The organism is Mucilaginibacter sp. (assembly GCF_036383575.1).
In the GTDB taxonomy this organism is placed as follows: Bacteria; Bacteroidota; Bacteroidia; order Sphingobacteriales; family Sphingobacteriaceae; genus Mucilaginibacter.
On sequence record NZ_DASVOB010000619.1, the window covers coordinates 1 to 2,682 of the forward strand.

Here is a 2,682-nt window from a genome sequence, read left to right on the forward strand (position 1 = left end):
CCGTCTACAGTTTCTTTCTTAATGGCAGGCCACTGGCTTTTATCAACGCTAAGCTTATCTATATCTTCGTCTCTTATCTTATTTTTCATTGATAAAAGGTTGATCCATCGCTGGTCATATAATTCATCATTTGTAGTTACATAATCTATTACTTTGGGAACAACCTTTTCTAAAGTATCCAAATGTTTAAACGCATATTCGTTTATGTACAGTCCGATGGGGCCATTCCAGTCGGCCGCTGATACCGTTTTATCCGAGCTGCGATTTACATCATACCTTGCCCTTAATTGCGCTACGTAAAACCAAAAGCAGGCATCGCTGTATTTTTCCTGCCCAAATAAAACCATGGCCATAGTAAATAATACAGGTGGAATATGCTTATTGGCATTTGCTTTAACAGACTCTATTAGTTTTAGTTTGTCTTTAGACCTCTTAGCATTGAGATCATAAAATGACATCATCACCTTCCGGTCTTCATCATTCAATATGATCTGTTCGGCTTTTGATTGTTCCGCTTTTAAAGCCGCAAAATCCTGCGCTTTAACAATACAAGTAGTTGTGATAAATATGAAAAGTAAAAGATATTTCATGGTTTAGTGTTGATTGCTAAATGTAGGCAAAAAACAAAATTATTCAGGCAACATAATTCTCCCTAAAACCAAAAACGCATTACCTGCGCCTCCCGCCATACATATTTAACCTGCATAGCGGGAGACGCTTGTGATGCGTCTCTACAAAAAGCCCTCCCCATTGGGGAGGGTTGGGTGGGATTATTTCTCGTTACTCATTGAATAAGGCACGTCGGCATCTTTGGTACCACGGTCTTTATTCGGGGCGGCCTGCATATCAAAATCAAGCACTGCACCATTTAATAACCCTTTATGGCTTAACCAGTTATTAGTATATGGTTTGCCATCAACAGTAAGTGTGTTTACATACTTGTTATCTGCACTGTTTTTTGGCGCGTTGATGGTGATGGTTTTGCCGTTCTCTAAATTAACGGTCACTTTTTTAAACAGCGGGGCACCTAAAACATATTGGTCGCTGGCCGGGGTAACCGGGTAAAATCCCATGGCCGAGAAGATATACCAGGCTGATGTTTGTCCGTTATCCTCGTCGCCGCAATAGCCATCAGGAGTTGCCCTGTAAAGCCTGTTCATGGCTTCACGAACCCAGTATTGAGTTTTCCATGGCTGGCCGGCGTGGTTGTATAAGTAGATCATGTGCTGGATTGGCTGGTTACCATGTGCATACTGGCCCATTCCGGCTATCTGCATTTCGCGGATCTCATGGATCACGCCGCCATAGTAGCTGTCATCAAATACCGGCGGCATTTCAAATACCGAATCCAGTTTGGCAGCAAACTGCTGTTTACCACCCATCAGATTTATTAAACCCTGGATATCGTGGAACACGCCCCAGCTGTAATGCCAGCTGTTCCCTTCGGTAAAGGCATCGCCCCATTTTAACGGATTAAAAGGGGTCTCAAATGAGCCGTCCTGGTTTTTACCGCGCATCAGTTTAGTTTCAGGATCGAATATGTTGCGATAATTTTGGCTGCGTTTTTTATAGATCTCTATTTCTTTTTTGGGTTTGCCTAAAGCCTTACCTAACTGGTAAATCGCAAAATCGTCATAAGCATACTCCAAAGTGCGGGCAGCATTTTCGTTGATCTTAACATTATATGGAACATAACCCAAAGTGTTATAATACTGTACACCACGGCGACCGGTAGCATTAGGGCCTTCATTGTTAGCACCGTGTTTCAGGGCCTGGTATAATGTTTCGATATCGTAACCACGCAAACCTTTCAGGTAAGCTTCGGCCACTACCGATGCTGAGTTATTACCGATCATACAATCAGCATAGCCCGGACTCGACCATTCGGGCAGCCAGCCGCCTTCTTTATAGTCATTGATGAGGCCTTCCTGCATTTCCTTATTGATGGATGGATAAACCAAATTCAGGAAAGGGTAAAGCGCCCTGAAGGTATCCCAGAAACCTGTACCGGCAAATAAATAACCCGGCGCAACTTTACCGTTGAACGGGCTATAGTGTACGTTTTGTCCGCTGGCATCAACCTCATACATTTTGTTGGGGAAGAAAAGCATGCGGTAAAGGCTGCTGTAAAAAGTACGGGTTTGATCGATAGTACCGCCTTCAACATCCAAACGGCTCAGGGTTTTGTTCCAGGTATCTTTTGCTTTTTGGCAGGTTGCTGCGAAATCATCATTACCAATCTCACGTTTCAGGTTAAGTTCGGCCTGTTCAATGCTGATGAATGAAGAAGCTACTTTAAGGTGGACCTTTTCACCTTTAGCGGTTTTCAGGGTGATCACTGCTCCGGCATGATCGCCGGTATATTCCAGTTGGCCATCATCTTTTTTCCAATCGTGCCATGCTGAAGCCAGCGCGAATGGTTTATCTACATAAATAACAAAATAGTTTTTGAAGTTGGCAGGTACCGCGCCGCTGTTTTTGGTGCTGTAACCAATGATCTTTTGTTCACCAGGAATGATCTTTACATATGAGCCTTTATCAAAAGCGTCGATCACGATATGTGAGCTCTCACTTTTAGGGAAAGTGAACTGGAAGCTTGCAGCGCGTTCGGTTGGCGTAATTTCGATTGTTACATCATAATCGGCCAGGTAAACGCTGTAATAGTACGGTTTAGATACTTCC

The 2,682-nt window shown here is 43.4% G+C and carries 2 protein-coding genes; both read right to left on the minus strand.

Annotation, left to right across the window (positions count from 1 at the left end; all coding sequences use genetic code 11):
* Positions 1-590: hypothetical protein (locus tag VF500_RS22000; RefSeq protein ID WP_330861739.1), on the minus strand; the 590-nt coding region annotated here is incomplete at its 3' end.
* A gap of 180 nt (positions 591-770) precedes the next feature.
* Positions 771-2,682, minus strand: a 1,912-nt coding sequence (locus tag VF500_RS22005; RefSeq protein ID WP_330861740.1) for a GH92 family glycosyl hydrolase, incomplete at its 5' end; no start/stop codon positions are given.